10 protein-coding genes and 2 pseudogenes are annotated in these 14,668 nt (G+C 57.4%); 5 read left to right on the plus strand and 7 right to left on the minus strand.

Annotated elements, in window-relative coordinates; all coding sequences use genetic code 11:
- Positions 1-11 precede the first annotated feature (11 nt).
- From JCM15831_RS18205 to JCM15831_RS10190, 5 genes and pseudogenes are all read right to left on the minus strand, one after another.
- A pseudogene (locus JCM15831_RS18205) lies at positions 12-1,336 on the minus strand (phage terminase large subunit).
- A complete protein-coding gene (locus JCM15831_RS10175; protein WP_025824188.1) occupies positions 1,323-1,760 on the minus strand; it encodes a hypothetical protein in 438 nt (145 codons plus the stop codon). The pseudogene JCM15831_RS18205 and the gene JCM15831_RS10175 overlap by 14 nt, the downstream one beginning before the upstream one ends.
- A gap of 50 nt (positions 1,761-1,810) precedes the next feature.
- Positions 1,811-2,164 (minus strand): hypothetical protein, encoded by a 354-nt coding sequence (locus tag JCM15831_RS10180; protein WP_035774253.1) that lies wholly within the window; start codon positions 2,162-2,164, stop codon positions 1,811-1,813.
- 50 nt (positions 2,165-2,214) lie between these two features.
- The gene (locus JCM15831_RS18210; protein WP_025824190.1) at positions 2,215-2,616 is read right to left on the minus strand and encodes a hypothetical protein; all 402 of its coding nucleotides are present in this window, start codon (positions 2,614-2,616) and stop codon (positions 2,215-2,217) included.
- Positions 2,617-2,813: 197 nt separating this feature from the next.
- A complete protein-coding gene (locus tag JCM15831_RS10190; protein ID WP_025824191.1) occupies positions 2,814-3,059 on the minus strand; it encodes a hypothetical protein in 246 nt (81 codons plus the stop codon).
- 111 nt (positions 3,060-3,170) lie between these two features.
- Between JCM15831_RS10190 and JCM15831_RS10195 the strand changes: the two genes are divergently transcribed.
- The 4 genes from JCM15831_RS10195 to JCM15831_RS10210 all read left to right on the plus strand — a co-directional run bounded on the left by JCM15831_RS10195 (position 3,171) and on the right by JCM15831_RS10210 (position 9,983).
- Positions 3,171-3,563 carry a helix-turn-helix domain-containing protein gene (locus JCM15831_RS10195; RefSeq protein ID WP_025824192.1) on the plus strand — a complete coding sequence of 131 codons (393 nt, stop codon included), beginning with the start codon at positions 3,171-3,173 and terminating at the stop codon, positions 3,561-3,563.
- Between the two features lie 467 nt (positions 3,564-4,030).
- Complete coding sequence (locus JCM15831_RS10200) at positions 4,031-7,195, plus strand: efflux RND transporter permease subunit (protein ID WP_025824193.1); 3,165 nt, start codon at positions 4,031-4,033, stop codon at positions 7,193-7,195.
- Positions 7,195-8,376, plus strand: a complete 1,182-nt coding sequence (locus JCM15831_RS10205; protein ID WP_025824194.1) for an efflux RND transporter periplasmic adaptor subunit — start codon at positions 7,195-7,197, stop codon at positions 8,374-8,376. Before JCM15831_RS10200 ends, JCM15831_RS10205 begins: the two co-directional genes overlap by 1 nt.
- On the plus strand, positions 8,373-9,983 hold the full coding sequence (locus JCM15831_RS10210; RefSeq protein ID WP_025824195.1) for an efflux transporter outer membrane subunit: 1,611 nt from the start codon (positions 8,373-8,375) through the stop codon (positions 9,981-9,983). Before JCM15831_RS10205 ends, JCM15831_RS10210 begins: the two co-directional genes overlap by 4 nt.
- A gap of 34 nt (positions 9,984-10,017) precedes the next feature.
- Here JCM15831_RS10210 and JCM15831_RS18215 read toward each other — a convergent pair whose 3' ends face one another.
- Together JCM15831_RS18215 and uvrA are read right to left on the minus strand one after the other, a co-directional pair.
- Positions 10,018-11,001 carry a 2-hydroxyacid dehydrogenase gene (locus tag JCM15831_RS18215; RefSeq protein WP_198024296.1) on the minus strand — a complete coding sequence of 328 codons (984 nt, stop codon included), beginning with the start codon at positions 10,999-11,001 and terminating at the stop codon, positions 10,018-10,020.
- A pseudogene (gene uvrA, locus JCM15831_RS18220) lies at positions 10,998-13,930 on the minus strand (excinuclease ABC subunit UvrA). Before uvrA ends, JCM15831_RS18215 begins: the two are co-directional and overlap by 4 nt.
- A 170-nt stretch (positions 13,931-14,100) precedes the next feature.
- On the opposite strand from uvrA, the gene ssb reads away from it, so the two are divergent.
- The gene (ssb, locus tag JCM15831_RS10225; RefSeq protein WP_025824196.1) at positions 14,101-14,640 is read left to right on the plus strand and encodes a single-stranded DNA-binding protein; all 540 of its coding nucleotides are present in this window, start codon (positions 14,101-14,103) and stop codon (positions 14,638-14,640) included.
- Positions 14,641-14,668: the final 28 nt, after the last annotated feature.

The raw sequence follows: 14,668 nt of genomic DNA on the forward strand, positions 1-14,668 counted from the left end.
AACCTCCTTTTTCAACGTGAGAGACTGAACCATCCTGGTCTTGCCAGCGCCCTCGAGCCGCTTGCGGTTCGATCATCAACTCGCTCAGAGCCCAGATGAGCGCATCAGCCCGATCAGGGGAGCCTGCCCCCCCAAAGCCGTGCACGGAAAAGAGACAAAGCTGTGACTCCAGATCGGCAAAGCACCCGTGATGCACCACGCGTCCCTGCTCATAGAGCGCCGCGATTGGCTCGGCTCGTACAGCCTTTCCTTTGGAAGCCGTCACCATCTTCAACGACGCTGAGGGATCGACACTTCGCAGTGTCGCTTCGACCAGTGCGCCACCGAAATTCCGCTCAGCGATAATCCGGTCGGCGCACCAGAACCTCGCGGCCTGGATGACACGACGTGCCCAGACCATCGGCGTTTCGCGCAGCGAACAATCCTCAAGAACGTGCCCCGTTCCCCCATGATCGATCCCCGCCACCACAATTCCGATCTCATCGGCTTTCAGATCTGACGGACCGGAAGCGCCTGAGGGATCCACAGCAACCACAACACGACGCATTCGCTCGATGACCTGCTCACGACTCGTTTCAAGCACTTCCGGCTCTCGTTGAAACATCTCTAGACGCCAGAGAGCTCCCTCGATGACAGTTTGATATTCGCCTAAGAGAAATCGCCGTCTCTCACGCTCCGGCAAAGCCTCAAGTTGCTGCAAATACACATCGCTCAGATTATCGCGGTTCTGGTCAGGATTCATGACCATCGACGCGTAAAGAGAGGGAGCTGCGTGACGCAGCCCCGAGCGGGGCTCGATACCTGCCTCGAACAAAGCGTAAAGCCAATGATCCGTCGGCGGCGGGTTAGCATCGATATATTCCCGAACCGTCAACGCGCAGCGTTGCGCAAGACGCGTCAACAACATGTTCCGCGCGCCATAACTGATCTGACTCGCCTCGTTCAGGTAAATCGTCGCAAATTCGAGTCCGAGAATTTTTTCAGTGCGTCTGGAATCATCCAGCCCCCCGAACAAAATCGATGATCCATTCGCGAACAGGATCCGATTGCTTCGCCCGTCCCATTTATATCGCACCTGCGGAAAACAGCATTGCATCACCTTCGGGAACGTATCCTGAATAACGCTGGCTCTTAACGCGATCTGTCGGTACCGGAAAACGCCGTGTCTGGAATTTGGAGCCTTAAGCGCTCGAACAATAAGAGCCCTGAGCAGAACAAATGTCTTCCCCGAACGAGACCCACCACGCAAAAAAATATGGCGTGCACTCCCACCAAGAAGGCTATTCGCCTGCTTTTGCACCGATGTAAGGGAGAACTCTGTCCTAGAGCGCCTCATCGCCCTCGGTCAGGGAAAATTCCGCCCCGGGCGCTTCAGAGCAGCTTTGCACCTCGGCATAATTTGAGGGTCGGTTTGCGCGTAACAACATACGCAGCAAGCCATCACTGTAACGTTTACGGGTCACCGGGCGTCCCTCTGCGTCGCAGATCAGGCGCCCTGCATAGAGCACGGGTTCATCGTACCCCTCGATCGCCCGACGGCGCGCTTCAGCTTCGAGAAGATCCGTTGCCTCCTCGAGTGCCTGTGTCCAGTGATCGCTGAATTGTTCATCGTTTTTCCGCCAGTTATAGGCGGTTTTGCGGTCAATCCCTGCAGCGCGTGCCGCTTCCGAAGCATTTCCCGTCTTTCTGAGTTGATCCAGAAACAAGGTCTTCAGTGTTTTGCCTTGCGCTCGCTCACGCTTAACCGGCCTCTGTTTCATTTGACGACACCATTTCATCTAAGGGATGCGCTTAGCTTGTAAGCGGCTTTCTACCTGTCACGTCCGGACCGACCCCGGATTTTCTGACCTGATAAAGGGCAATCGCCACGCCTGATTTCTTTGGAAATCATTTCAATAACGCGCGCGACAAACTCAGCACGCATTGTGCCGATCGCGTTGATTTTTTGACGCTGCCACCGAGAGGGGATGGCACGCAGGCGCATGTCGGGAAAAGGCAAGTTGGCACGATTCAGGTCGCCCCAGGTCAGTTCAAGATCGGCCCGGTGGCGTAATTCCGAAGAAGGTATGAAAGGGCAGAGCACGACCTCGCATGAGATCATTTCTACAACAAGAAAAAAGCTTCGCTTACTCACCACAACGTCCCCAACCTTCAGGCTGTACACGTTGCTAACCTTAACTATTTATATAGTAATTTATTTATACTATAATAATATTAATTACGCAAGATATTTTTGTAATATTCACTTAAACGATCCAAAGTAAGAGCACATTGCGCTGCTGTTTTTGTGCGCGCCTGCGCCCTTGGGCCATCCGGGAAAATGAGACGTGCCATGTCAGGAAAACTCATTTCCCGCACCAGCATCATCTCGATACGGACATAAAGGCTCGGTCCCAGCGCCTTTCTGATCTGACTCAAGCGTTGCGCGCATTTTCCGCGTCCGAGCATCCAGGTATGAACATCACCCTTGTCAGCGGTGACCGCCGAACTCGATTCCTCAACGACGCCCAGCTCAGCGTAATCATATTCCTTGCGCCACCGCTGAGCTGCTGCGACTTCATCATCCCCAATATCACCAGCATTAAACAGCCAGGCGACGGTCGACAGGACTTTCAACGCCTCTCCGTCCCGACAAAAACGGCTTCGTGCCATGCGTTCTGGCGTCGGAAGACACGCTTCCCTACCTTTGGCTTTCGCAGTCTTCTCTCGTTCCTGCCTGCCAGCTGCCACTCGACGTAATTCTTCAGCCATAAAAATGCCCTCCGCTATCCTTGTGCTACGCGTCACAGCGCTCGAGATAAGGTCCAAGGCGATCAAGGCCCCCGAGTCTTGCTCAGCGATTCGAAATAAGAGGGGGGATCCGCATCATCCCAGAGGGCACGCCAGGTTACGGCATGCCCGGCAGGCAGAGCCCCGGAATCGTCTCGTTCATCGCTCAAGCTGGTAGAAAGACTTTTCGGAGGCAGAGAGGTCACATCGGGACCACGGAGCGCTGCAAGAGCTTTCTCAAGTGCCTCGCCCGTTGCTGCACGCCGACCGCTCTCTCGGGAAATTTTCATTCTGCCTCCATCCTCAGGATGACTGATGGCTAAATGCCACTGATTAAGACGAAGAAAAACGCGCTCAATTCTGCACTGGATTTGGCAATGAGCCATTGCTATGAATGTCCCATGGCCAAAAACAAACGCCCCGATTCACTCGCAATCGTTCAGCGCGCTATCGGGACACGCATCACCTGGGCAAGAGAGCTCGTCTTTCCCAATCAGAGCGAATGCGCTCGCCTTCTGGGCGTCGATGCCTCGACACTGAACAAGATTGAAAAGGGAGATCGCGCGCCAAGCGTGTTCCTCATCATGTCTCTTTCCAATCGTCTGCGTGTCTCGACCGACTTTCTACTGAAAGGCGTTCTGAACGGGCGCACAGATGGAGAGATGGCTCTCCGCCTTGCGGCTCTGCACCCAGAGTTGGTGCTCCAGCAGCAGGACACGGTGTTTCGCACGGACAGAAACACGCCTTACGACATGCCAGAGATGCCCAGGAGACCAGACGGAGATCATTTTTAAGATCCTTGTTCTCATCACTCATCCAGAAAACAGCCTTCTTCATTCGCAGGCATAGCGCTTGAAGCGGGGCACAGCAAGAACAAAGAGTGAACAAGCGCACTCAAAACTATTCCCTGCGCCTCACGCCGCCGCGTTATGATTAGCTCAAACCGGCCAACTGCACCTTGAAGCCAACCTGACTTCTGGACGATTAACGTCTTATTAATGGCATTTAGCCATAAAGTCAAGAATAGATTGTGGCTCAATGCCACTTTACTTCTATCGCCCCCTCTGAGGGCGGCTCCCTAAAACAACATTTATGCGACATTTTATGTCTGCGCCTTTAGGATCCGGAGAAGAGTAATCCGAGCAAGTAATGAGCAGCAGAACCGTTGATTTCATTTTCTTAATATTAAATCGGATTAACTAAACAGAATAAACTGCCGTAAGGCAACCTTCCTTCGTACGAGAAGAGAGCGCATGAGTTCATGAACGCCATCGTCGTAACTGCCTTAAGGCGGCCCCTGACATTCGTCGTCTTTTCGATCCTGATTCTGATGTTCGGAATCATGTCGATCTTCAAGACGCCGACCGACGTTTTCCCCGAAATCAAGGTGCCTGTCGTCTCGGTCATCTGGACCTATCCGGGCCTGCTCCCGAATGAGTTCGCCGGGCGAATCACCTATAATTTCGAACTGGCAGTCACAACGACGGTCCAGAATATCGAGCATATGGAGTCGAACTCCTATTATGGACGTTCGATCGTCAATATCTACTTCCAGCCCGGCACCCCTGTCGGCACGGCTGAAGCAGAAGTGACAGCCATTTCCCAGACGATCCTCCTCGGCCTGCCCCCCAAGGTGCCAGCCCCGATGATCGTGGCGCTCGACCCGTCGCAGGTCCCTGTCATCGCGCTCCAGATCACGTCTGAAAAGCAGACGCCTTCCGATCTGTTCAAACTCGGTGTCATCCGCGTGCGTCCGCTTCTCGCAACCGTCCCGGGTGCAGTCGTCGCTCATCCTTATGGCGGCATGGACAGCTTCGTCATGGTGTCGCTCAATCAGGAGCAGCTCCGTGCCCACCATCTGTCAGCCGCAGACGTTCAGGCCGCGCTGACCGCCCAGAACATCGTTCTTCCTGCCGGCGATCAGAAAATAGACGCAACGGACTGGATGGTGCAGACCAATGCCGCTCCGGAATCCATGGACGACATTGCCAATATTCCGGTCAAACGCGTCGGTAACGCCGTCATCTACATCCGCGACGTCGCCGACGTCTATCGCGGTGGCCACCCTCAAACCAATCTGGTGCTCGTCAAAGGCCGCCAGGCTGTAGAGATGATTACCCAGAAGGGCGGCACAGCCTCAACGCTCGACGTGGTCGCCGCCACGAAGGCACTCCTACCGCGCCTCCGTGCCATTCTGCCACCAGACGTAAACGTCTCGATCCTTGCCGATGCGTCGGTCATGGTGAAAGAACAGATCATCGATGTTGTCCGTGAAATGGTCACGGCCTCTATCCTGACCGGCATTGTCGTCCTTCTTTTCCTGGGGTCGTGGCGCTCTACCGTCATCATCGCCACATCGATTCCCCTCGCCATCCTGTGCTCGATCATCGCACTCGGCTGGGCGGGACAATCCATCAACATTATGACCCTGGGCGGGCTCGCTCTTGCCGTCGGCATTCTCGTCGACGATGCAACGGTCATGATCGAAAACATCGACACCCATCTCGAGATGGGCAAGGATCTCGAACTCGCGATCATCGATGCCGCCAACCAGATCGTCATCCCGACCTTCGTCTCGACCACCTGCATCTGCATTGTCTGGCTGCCGCTGTTCGAGCTTTCAGGAGTTGCGGGCTATCTGTTCATGCCGATGGCGCTCGCCATCATTTTCGCCATGATCGCGTCGTTTATCCTGTCTCGCACCTTGGTCCCGACCATGGCCAAGTTCCTGCTCGCGGGTCAGGTTCATCATGCGCACGGACATGACGATCACGCACCAGCACCGAGGGGCTTTTTCGGACGCTTCCAACGTGGCTTCGAGCATCGGTTCAACACCTTCCGGGAGGGCTACAACACACTCCTCACACGCTGCGTATCCCGACGTGGCGCCTTTGTGGGCGTGTTCATGCTTGTGTCCATCGCCTCAATGGGCCTCTACGCAGTTGCAGGCCGCGACTTCTTCCCGGAAATCAAATCGGGCACCCTTCAGATGCATATGCGCGCGCCGCTGGGCACGCGCATCGAGGTCGCCGGACGTATCGCCGCTCTGGTCGACGACCGCATCAACCAGCTCTTGCCGGGCAAGGTCGAGAACATCATCTCCAATTGCGGTCTGCCGGAAGGTCCGCATAATCAGGCCTTCATTCCTACTCCCAGCGTCGGCACGCAGGATTGCGATCTCACGATCGCTCTCAAAGATGAACAATCTCCCGTCTGGGATTATCGCGCCCTGCTCCGCAAGGATCTGTCAGCCCGTTTTCCGGGGACCGTCTTCACGTTCCAGCCTGCCGATCTGACAGACAAGATCCTGAATTTCGGTTCTGCCGCACCGATCGATATCCAGCTTTCCGGACCGAGTGTTTCGGATAACTATAATTACGCCAAACACCTGATCAGCAAGATCCGCCAGGTTCCGGGCACGGCCGATGTGGTTATCCAGCAAACCATGTCGACCCCGACACTCATGGTCAATGGCAACCGAACCTTCAGCCAGGCCACAGGTCTGAGTGAAAACGACCTCGCAACCAACGAGCTTCTGACGCTGGCTGGCTCCGGTGTTGTCGACCCGCAATTCTGGCTCGATCCAGTCGACAACGTCACCTTCCCCCTCAACGTCTACACATCGCAGGACCAGCTTACCCATCTCAACGACCTTCTGACTGTGCCCATCGACAAGGGTGATGGCGATCCCAACGATCAGACACAGCTTCTGGGCGCCGTTGCGGATATCGTCGCCACGGGCACTCCGGGAGAGGTCTCGCATTACAACTCAATGTCCGAGATCGACATTTACGTGAATGTCGAAGGCACAGACCTCGGCTCGGTTCTTGACGCGGTCAACAAGACGATCGCCCGTGACGCTCCTAACCTGCCGCGCACGACAGTCGTCGATGTCCACGGTCAAGCCACCACCATGCACGGCGCTTATGTGCAGCTCGTCTTCGGCCTCTGTGTCTCGGTCGTGCTCATCTATCTTCTGATCGTCGTCAACTTCCAATCCTGGCTCGATCCGTTCATCATCATCACGGCTCTCCCCGGCGCGCTGGGCGGTATCGCCTGGGCCCTGTTCCTGACTGGCACCCGACTTTCGGTTCCGGCATTGACGGGCGCAATCATGTGCATGGGCACGGCCACAGCCAACTCGATTCTGGTCGTTTCCTTTGCCCGTGAACGCCTCGAAGTGCACGGCGATGCAATCCGGGCCGCCATCGAGGCCGGTTATGGCCGTATCCGCCCGGTACTCATGACAGCTCTGGCCATGATCGTCGGCATGATCCCGATGGCGACTTCGAACTCCACCAACGCCCCGCTGGGTCGCGCCGTCATCGGCGGTCTCATCGTCGCCACCATCTCGACCCTGCTTTTCGTTCCCTGCGTTTACGCGATCCTGCACAACCGCTCTGACCGCCAGAAGGAAATCGTCTAATGGCCACCTCCCCCAAAATCATCGCCATTGCGGGAGGATGCGTCCTCGCGCTCTGGGTCGGCGCCCTCGTTGTCGGTCGCGTCCATCACACGCACGCTCTGGCAACCGAGACCTCGGCAAACGCCATCCCCAACGTGGCTGTCCTCAATCCGATCCAGTCACCGGAAAAGGTGGCGCTCACCCTGCCCGGTAATATCGATGCCTGGTATCAGGCCCCGATCTACCCTCAGGTCTCTGGCTACGTGAAAATGTGGTTCAAGGACTATGGCGCCCATGTCAAAGCAGGCGACGCTCTGGCAGAAATCAACGCCCCGGCACTCGATGCTCAATTTGCGCAGGCCCAGGCCGATCTGAATGCGGTTCTCGCCAAATATCACCTTGCGGCTGTCACGGCAGAACGCTGGCGGGCTATGGGTCAATCGCAATCCGTTTCCGGACAGTCTGTCTCCGTGTCCAATGCGAACGAGCAATCCGCCCGGGCAGAGGTCGACGCAGCGCAACGCAATGTCGATCATTTTGCCGCACTCGAAAAATTCAAGACGATCGTCGCCCCCTTCGATGGCGTCGTGACGGCGCGCAGCATCAACGTCGGCGATTACGTTCACGATGGCGGCGGCAATCTCAACAGCACAGGCGGCGCTTCGGAGCTCTTTACGGTCGCTGACGTGCACAAGCTGCGCCTCTTCGTGTCCGTGCCAGAGGTCTTCTCCTATATCCTGCAATCCGACGTGACCGCCGATGTCAGCGTGCCCCAGTTCAAGGACAGAAAATTCCACGCCACCTTCCTGACGACGGCAGGCGGCTATGACCCGAACACCCGGACCGCAACGTCCGAATTCACCATGGAAAATCCGAACGAAGTTCTGTGGCCGGGCACCTTTGCCTCGGTTCAGCTCAAGGCTCACAACCAGATGGCCCATCTTTACGAAGTGCCGACATCCGCCCTGGTCTTCGAAGAAAAAGGCATGCAGGTCGTGGTCGTGAACGACGACAACACAGTCCATTACAAGAAAGTCGTCGTTGGCCGTATGGCCGATACCTCGACCGAGATCCAGGCAGGCGTTTTGCCCACCGATCGTATCATCGCCAACCCGCCAGCCGATCTGCTTGAGGGAGACAAGGTGACCGTCACCCAGCCACAGCGCGGCTACAACCAGTCCGGTTTTGGGGCTTCCGAATGACGACATTTCCATTCAAGAAACTGGCTCTGGCCTGCGGCACGGTTCTGACAGCCTTCGCTCTGTCAGCCTGTGACCTCGCTCCGACCTACAAACCTGCCACCTTCATCGTGCCCGCCAACTGGCACGGTCAGGGCGCATTCGCGACGGCGACCCCAGCCGACACGATGCTCCCAACGAACTGGTGGACGCTCCTCAACGACCCGCTTCTCAATGAAATGGAAGCGACATTGACGGCCTCCAACCCGGATCTCCAGGCTGCAGCCGAGCGCTTCATTCAGGCGCGAGCCCTCGTCGTACAGGCACGATCCGAGCTTCTCCCCCATCTCGCAATCGGTGCGGGGGCTTTCGATAACAAGCAATCCGAGGACCGCCTCTTCCGCTACAAGGGCAACATCACCGAAACGGACGAAGAATATCATGGCCTTGCGTCATGGGAGCCCGACTTCTGGTCCGCCATTCGCAACCATGTCCGCGCTCAAAAACAGTTCGCGCAGGAAAAAGCCGCCGATTTCGCGATGTCCCGTCTGAGCCTTCAGGCTGAACTCGCCTCCAGTTATGTGCAGCTGCGCGGCTACGATGCCCAGATCGCCATCTATAACCAGTCGATCGGCTATTATCGGAAAGCGCTGCAGATTACCCAGAATCAGCTCCTGAATCAGGCGGCTCCCCGTCTCGACGTCGCCCGCGCCCAGGCCCAGCTCTACTCAACGCAAGCCGCTGAACTGGACGTGCAAGCTGCGCGTGAAGTGACCGAGCACGCCATCGCCATTCTGACCAACGCCTCACCCTCGTCTTTCCACATCGTTCCGACGCAGGTCATGGGGTTTCATCAGCCCACCATACCGGCAGGCGTCCCATCAGAACTGCTCCAGCGTCGCCCGGACGTAGCCAGTTCAGAGCGTGAAATGGCTCAGGCCAATCGCGAGATTGGCATCGCCCGCGCAGCCTTTTACCCGCATATCTCCCTTCAGGCTGGTGGCGGCTTTGCCCAGAATGGCTTCGACCTCGCCAATCTGGCTAATTCGCTCTGGTCCTACGGAGCGTCATTCGAGCTACCTATTTTCGAGGGCGGTCTAAGACGCGCTGAACTTCAACACGCTTGGTCTGCCTATCGCGAAACACGCGATAATTACCGCAGCAAAGTCCTTGATACCTTCCGCGAGGTCGAAGACGGACTTTCCCGGACGAACCGCCTCGATCAGGAAAACCGCACGCTCGAAAAAGCGGTGGATGCCACGCTGGCAACCCAGAACATGACCATGACGCTCTATCAAGGCGGTGTGGGCACCTATCTTGAAGCCATTTTCGCTCAGGTCCAGACACTCGACACACGTATCCATCAAATCGAAGTGGCCACTCGTCTTTACCAGGCAGATATCGGTCTGATCCGCGCTCTGGGCGGCGGCTGGAACGTCAAGCTCTTGCCTACCATGGATCAGACTCTGTCGATCGCGCCACTTCAGTACGATGCGCTCCATCATCCCCAACCGGTCGGGGGTGTCGACATCTCGCAACATCCCGAGGATTTCGAAAACCTCTCCAGCGCAGCCCCGCACGCTCCGGCTGCCGCGACTGGAAAAACGCTGAAATCAATCGACCCGCAATAGAGAAACACTCCCCCCTGTCATGAAGAAACTGCCTTCATGACAGGGATATTGTCCTGCGGAATCGTGACAACCGCTCAGTAACCGCGATCCCTGTTGACGCTCTCGGGAATACGCCCGTCGTCATGATAGGTCTGAATATTTCTTGCTGCCAGCGCAGACGCCGTTCCCGTCTGGGTCGCGCCGAAATATGCGGAAGGATCGTTATCCTGGGATGTTCCCAAAGAGGACTTCCCCCGGGCAGAGGCTCCTGATTGAAGACGTCCAGCACGGCATGATCCAGAAGCCCACGATCAAGGGCTCTCACCAGTGCCTCCTGATCGATAATCGGCCCTCTGGCAAAATTGATCAGAGCCGCCCCCTCCTGCATCTGACCAAGACGCCAGTCATCGAGAAGTCCACGGGTCTGCGGGGTCAATGGCAGCAAAACGACAACAATCCGGCTCTGCCGAAGCAGCGCTTCAAGTCCGGATGGGCCATATTTCATCGGAATATCGGCTTTCGCCCAAGGACTGCGGCTCCAGCCCATGACAGGAAAACCATTTTCCTTGAGTCGATGAGCCGCCGCCCGACCGAGATTGCCCATCCCCAGAATACCGACCAGACGCTGCTCAGGGAGAACCAACGGGCGCTGCAGCCATTGCTTTTTCTCCTGCTGCTCGCGGTAAGCTGGCATCTCCCTATGCAGGTAAAGGGTCCACGCCAGAACTGCTTCCGACATTGTGGCAGCAAGCTGGGGATCGACCATTCTAACAATACGTACTGTCTCGTTCGGCATCTCCTCAACAAGACGCTCCACTCCTGCCCAGAGGCTCTGCACCCATTCCAGCATGGGTAACTCTGCAAGCTCGGCCGGGTCCGGATTGGCCACGACAGCCATCCGCGCCGTGCGGCGTTCACCCTCAGTCAGATCCGCGAAAGGCAGAACGCGTATATTATTGAGACCCGCATTGATCGCGTCCAGACTCTCCTGACGTTCTCTCGCTGTGATGCGACCGCAAAAAGGCACCAATATCGTCATGAGGCGCGCGTCTTTCGTCGAGGCTCGGGTCCGGCCTTCTTTTTCTTGGCTGCCGCGCTGACCGGCGCAGCGTGCGAAGGCAGGAGTGGTTTCAAAAAGCGTCCCGTATGACTTTCCGGGGTTGCTGCGATGACTTCAGGCGGCCCTTCGGCCACAATCCGTCCGCCACCATCTCCGCCTTCTGGCCCGATATCAATCAGCCAGTCGGCCGTTTTGATCACATCCAGATTATGCTCGATCACAAGAACAGTATTCCCCTGATCGACCAGCGCATGCAGCACCTCAAGCAGCTTACGCACGTCTTCCGTATGGAGACCTGTGGTCGGTTCATCGAGGATATAAAATGTCCGCCCTGTCGCACGGCGTGCGAGTTCCTTGGAGAGCTTGACGCGCTGCGCCTCGCCTCCGGAAAGAGTCGTGGCCTGCTGACCCAGAGCCACATAACCGAGCCCTACCTGCTGCAGGATCGCGAGACGGTCACGAATGCGCGGCACAGCATGGAAGAAGGGAAGCGCCTCATCGACCGTCATGGCGAGCACATCGGCAATGGATTTGCCTCTGAATTTCACGTCCAGCGTTTCGCGATTATAGCGCTGTCCCTTGCAGCTATCGCAGGTCACGAAGACATCGGGCAGAAAATGCATCTCGATCTTCAGCACGCCATCACCCTGGCAGGCCTCGCATCGCCCACCCTTGACGTTGAACGAGAAACGCCCTGGCTTGTAGCCACGCGCCTTCGCTTCAGGCAGCTCCGCAAACCAGTCGCGTATCGGCGTAAACAGATCCGTATAGGTCGCAGGGTTGGAGCGTGGCGTGCGACCGATCGGCGACTGATCGATGTCGATAATCTTGTCGAGCTGCTCGATCCCCTCAAGCGACCGGTAAGGTAAAGGAGATTGTCCTGACCCCATCAGCTCCCGCGAAAGCGCCTTGTAAAGCGTATCGACCACGAGCGTCGATTTCCCTCCGCCAGACACGCCCGTGACCGCCACAAAGCAGCCAAGCGGGAAACGCGCTGTCACATCATGCAGATTATTGCCGGTGGCACCCACCAGAGTCAGCATGCGTTTCTTGTCGTAGGCACGACGCTTCTCCGGCACGGCAATGGACCGTCTGCCAGACAGGTAGTCCCCGGTAACGCTGTCCTCATTCTTTGCCACTTCGTCAGGCGTGCCGCAGGCAACAACGGTCCCGCCGAGCGCGCCCGCGCCCGGCCCCATATCGATCAACCAGTCAGCTGCACGAATAGCATCCTCGTCATGCTCGACGACAATGACCGTATTCCCAAGCTTTTTCAGACGTTCGAGCGTACCGAGCAGGCGCTCATTATCGCGCTGATGCAGTCCAATGGAGGGTTCATCGAGAACGTACAGAACCCCCGTAAGCCCGGAACCGATCTGACTTGCCAGGCGAATACGCTGACTTTCGCCGCCTGACAGCGTTGCTGACCCACGGGAAAGGGTCAGATAATCGAGCCCCACATCGTCCAGAAACCGCAATCTGTCGAGAATTTCGCGCAGAATACGCCGCGCGATCTCCGCACGCTGGGGCGTCAGCGATGCTTCGACACCCCCGAACCACTCCAGCGCCCGTCGGATTGTCAGATCCGAAGCCTGGGCAATATTGAGCTGATCGATCTTCACGCAAAGGGCTTCAGGCTTCAAACGCGCACCATGGCACGCATGACAGGGCACAGCGGACTGGTAACGCGACAGCTCCTCACGCACCCACATGCTGTCCGTTTCGGCAAGGCGACGCTGCAGATTATGCATCACGCCCTCGAAAGGCTTACTAAGCTCGTAAGCGCGTCTGTCGTCCTTGTAGGTGAACAGCACAGAGTCATCGCTGCCATGGAGCAAAGCCTCACGAAAGCCTTCCCCAAGCTTCTTCCACGGGGTTGTCATTTTCTCTTTGTAGTGGCGCGCCAGCGCTCGAGTGTCTGGTCGTACCAGGGCGTCTTGGCGTCACGCCAAGGCGCAATCGCTCCTTCTGCAAGTGAAAGAGAGACATCCGGCACAACCATCCGGGCATCGAAATGCGTTTCCGTTCCGATCCCGTCGCAGACCGGGCACGCCCCCATCGGAGCATTGAACGAAAAGAGCCGGGGCTCTATTTCCTCCAATGTGAAACCGCTCACCGGGCAGGCGAATTTGGCCGAAAAAACGATATGCTCGGCCGCGCCCTCTTCGCCGCTGCGCTGCACCTGCTCGGCATACGCCACGCCATCGGCCAGAGCCAACGCGGTCTCAAAACTGTCTGCCAGACGGGACTCAATCCCCGCCTTGACCACAACGCGATCGACAACGACCTCGACCGTATGCCGCAGTTTGCGGTTCAGATGGGGCGCTTCGGCAATCTCATAGGTCTCCCCATCGACCTTGACGCGGGTAAAGCCTTTGCGCTGAAGCTCTGCCAGTTCCTTGCGATACTCCCCTTTCCGGTCGCGAATAACCGGCGCCAGCAACATGAGGCGCGTGCCTTCCGGCATCGCCATGACGCGATCGACCATCTGGCTGACGGTCTGGGCCTCGATCGGCAGACCCGTCGCAGGCGAGTAAGGGACACCGGCACGCGCCCACAGCAGGCGCATATAATCGTGGATTTCGGTAATCGTGCCGACAGTCGAGCGCGGATTTTTCGACGTGGTCTTCTGCTCGATCGAGATCGCAGGGGACAAGCCCTCGATCGAGTCCACGTCCGGCTTGCCCATCAGCTCCAGAAACTGACGCGCGTAGGCTGAGAGACTTTCGACGTAACGCCTCTGTCCTTCAGCATAGATCGTATCGAATGCCAGCGATGATTTTCCGGAGCCCGAGAGACCCGTAATGACTGTCAGCTGATCCCGGGGAATGTCAGCATCGATATTCTTCAGATTATGCACGCGAGCACCGCGCACACGAATGGACTGGTTGTACGGCAGATCGGACATCGGCACCACGTGGAGGAAATCGGAAGGGAGGGTCTCTGAACGAGAACGTTTCGAGACCTATGTAGGATTGCCTGTCGACGGATTAAAGTAGAGCTGCCCGGCCTCATGGGCGTGACGGCAGCGCCATCGTGCGGTAGGATGACGCGTTTTACAGCGTAAAGGTCGGGTCGATGGCAGGAAGTGTGAACAAAGTCATTCTGGTGGGAAATCTGGGCCGAGACCCGGAAACACGGAATGCCCAGTCAGGCGCCAAGATCGTCAACCTGACCATTGCGACCTCTGAAAGCTGGAACGACCGTGCCTCTGGCGAGCGCAAGGAGCGCACCGAGTGGCACCGCGTCGTGATCTTCAACGAACGTCTGGCCGATGTTGCCGAGCGCTTTCTGCGCAAGGGCCGCAAGGTCTATCTTGAAGGCCAGCTTCAGACACGCAAATGGACCGATCAGTCCGGCCAGGAACGCTATACGACCGAGATCGTTCTCGACCGCTTCCGTGGCGAACTGGTCCTGCTCGACAGCAATCGTGATGGCGACTCTTCGGGCGGCGGCTATGACAACGCTCCGGCACGCTCCTATGGCGGCGGCAACACGCCTGCTCGCAGCAGCGGCAGCAGTGGTGGTATGAACCAGCAACCCGCCCGGAATTCAGGCGGTAATACCGGCGGCTGGGACGCGCCGGGTGGCGATCTGGACGACGAGATCCCGTTCTGATTGGCCAAGACTGACCTTCCTCGCCCTG

It is taken from the genome of Asaia astilbis JCM 15831 (genome assembly GCF_000613845.1).
Lineage (GTDB): Bacteria > Pseudomonadota > Alphaproteobacteria > Acetobacterales > Acetobacteraceae > Asaia > Asaia astilbis.

Coding starts and splice junctions, on each gene's coding strand:
- JCM15831_RS10175 (WP_025824188.1), bottom strand. CDS start 1,760: ATGAAACAGAGGCCGGTTAAGCGTGAGCGAGCGCAAGGCAAAACACTG.
- JCM15831_RS10190 (WP_025824191.1), bottom strand. CDS start 3,059: ATGAAAATTTCCCGAGAGAGCGGTCGGCGTGCAGCAACGGGCGAGGCA.
- JCM15831_RS10195 (WP_025824192.1), top strand. CDS start 3,171: ATGGCCAAAAACAAACGCCCCGATTCACTCGCAATCGTTCAGCGCGCT.
- JCM15831_RS10200 (WP_025824193.1), top strand. CDS start 4,031: ATGAACGCCATCGTCGTAACTGCCTTAAGGCGGCCCCTGACATTCGTC.
- JCM15831_RS10205 (WP_025824194.1), top strand. CDS start 7,195: ATGGCCACCTCCCCCAAAATCATCGCCATTGCGGGAGGATGCGTCCTC.
- JCM15831_RS10210 (WP_025824195.1), top strand. CDS start 8,373: ATGACGACATTTCCATTCAAGAAACTGGCTCTGGCCTGCGGCACGGTT.
- JCM15831_RS18215 (WP_198024296.1), bottom strand. CDS start 11,001: ATGACGATATTGGTGCCTTTTTGCGGTCGCATCACAGCGAGAGAACGT.
- ssb (WP_025824196.1), top strand. CDS start 14,101: ATGGCAGGAAGTGTGAACAAAGTCATTCTGGTGGGAAATCTGGGCCGA.